Origin of the sequence: Anaeromusa acidaminophila DSM 3853, assembly GCF_000374545.1 — a bacterium.
Lineage (GTDB): Bacteria > Bacillota > Negativicutes > Anaeromusales > Anaeromusaceae > Anaeromusa > Anaeromusa acidaminophila.
Genome location: NZ_KB894640.1, coordinates 1 through 1,561 on the forward strand (window position 1 = coordinate 1; position 1,561 = coordinate 1,561).

Annotated in this window: 1 protein-coding gene; it reads right to left on the reverse strand. The window is 44.1% G+C overall.

What is annotated here, in order from left to right; all coding sequences use genetic code 11:
- Nucleotides 1–145 precede the first annotated feature (145 nt).
- A complete protein-coding gene (locus tag C508_RS0117360; protein WP_018704832.1) occupies nt 146–1,369 on the reverse strand; it encodes an IS256 family transposase in 1,224 nt (407 codons plus the stop codon).
- Between the last annotated feature and the right edge of the window lie 192 nt (nt 1,370–1,561).

The following is a 1,561-nucleotide window of genomic DNA, read 5'->3' on the forward strand; positions in this document are numbered from 1 at the left end:
AAATGACTGAGCTTTAGCTGGCTTAATCGGCAGTTGTTCTTACCTTAGACGAACAAATGGTCAATAAATAAGTAAATAGCTAGTATATAGTGATACCCTGGGTCAAGTCCAAATTTGTGTGTAAAATCCCGGTAGTCTAAAATGCTTATTTTAAGCGGACGACTTTTGCAGATGGCGTGCCGTTTTCGGCGCGCCATTGCCAATATGAATCCATGTTCAAATAACATTTACTGCTCAACCATTTTTCGCTGTGTTCCATCAAAATTGCTCCGATCAAGCGCTCGGCTGAAGTGCTATTCGGGAAAATACGAATTACTCGTTCACGACGGCGAATTTCCTCATTCAAGCGTTCAACGCTATTCGTAGTGCGTAAACGCTGGCGATAATCAGCCGGAATGATCAAAATTGCGGTTGCATCTTCAAATCCGGTTTCTAAAATCTCCATGGCCTTCGGAGCGGTTTTCTCAAAATCATTGAAAATCCCTTGCAGTAGCTGCCTTGCCAGTTCTTTATCCGGTGCATGCAGCAGCATTTTCACTCGCTCATGCAGTTCTTTTTGCACTCGTTTGGGCGTCGCATCAATGATGTTCCGCAAAAAGTGCGTTTGGCAACGTTGCCAGACAATTCCTTGAAAATGCGTACGAACGGCCGATACTAGGCCGCCGTGGTTGTCGGAAATGACAAAATCTACGCCGCCTAACCCGCGTAATTTCAGCGTTCGAAATAGCTCACCCCAGCTTGTTTCAGATTCGCTATCGCCTACTTTGAAACCAAGAATCTCTCGCTGGCCCTGTCGCGTCACTCCCGTTGCAATCAAGACGCTACGCGGACGAATCGCTTCATCCTCACGAATCTTGATGATTAGCGCATCTACGAGGACAAAAGGATATTTCGTGTCCTTTAGAGGTCTGGCATTCCAGGCTTCAACTAGTGGATCGATACGCCGACACAAATCAGACACGGTGGACTTTGAAAATTCTGCGCCGCATAATTCTTCGGTAATGGCAGATACTTTTCGCGTTGAAACTCCTTGTATAACCATCTCCATCAACGACAGCATAAGCGCTTGTTCGCTACGTTGATAACGAATAAACAGTTCCGTTGAAAAACGTCCATTGCGCAAACGAGGCACGTTAAGGCTCAACGTGCCGACTCTCGTCTGCAATGTCCGCGGATAAAATCCATTGCGACAGTCTTGCCGATCATCACTTCGTTCATAAGGTTGCGCTGCAACTTGCTCGGTTGCCTGCGCTTGGAGAACCTGATTTAAAACAGACTCCAATAAGGTTTTCATGCCGGATTCTCCGGCTCCTCCGAGAAATAATTGATGCAATGTGGCTGAATCTAAGGTAATCTGATATTGAGCCATATTCCAATACCTCCTGTAAGAATGTTGTGTCGCAACTCCATTCTACCGGGTAGCGGAATATGGTTCACTATTTTACACAATTATACGGACTTAACTTATATCAAACGTGAAATTTGTATTTAAAATTAATCAATATATGTTATACTTAAATAAAAGTGAGTGAGGTGATTTATTTGTCGATTAAAACAAAAC

Bases quoted from the DNA above. Each gene is read 5' to 3' on its own strand.
- C508_RS0117360 (WP_018704832.1), bottom strand. From the start codon at position 1,369: ATGGCTCAATATCAGATTACCTTAGATTCAGCCACATTGCATCAATTA.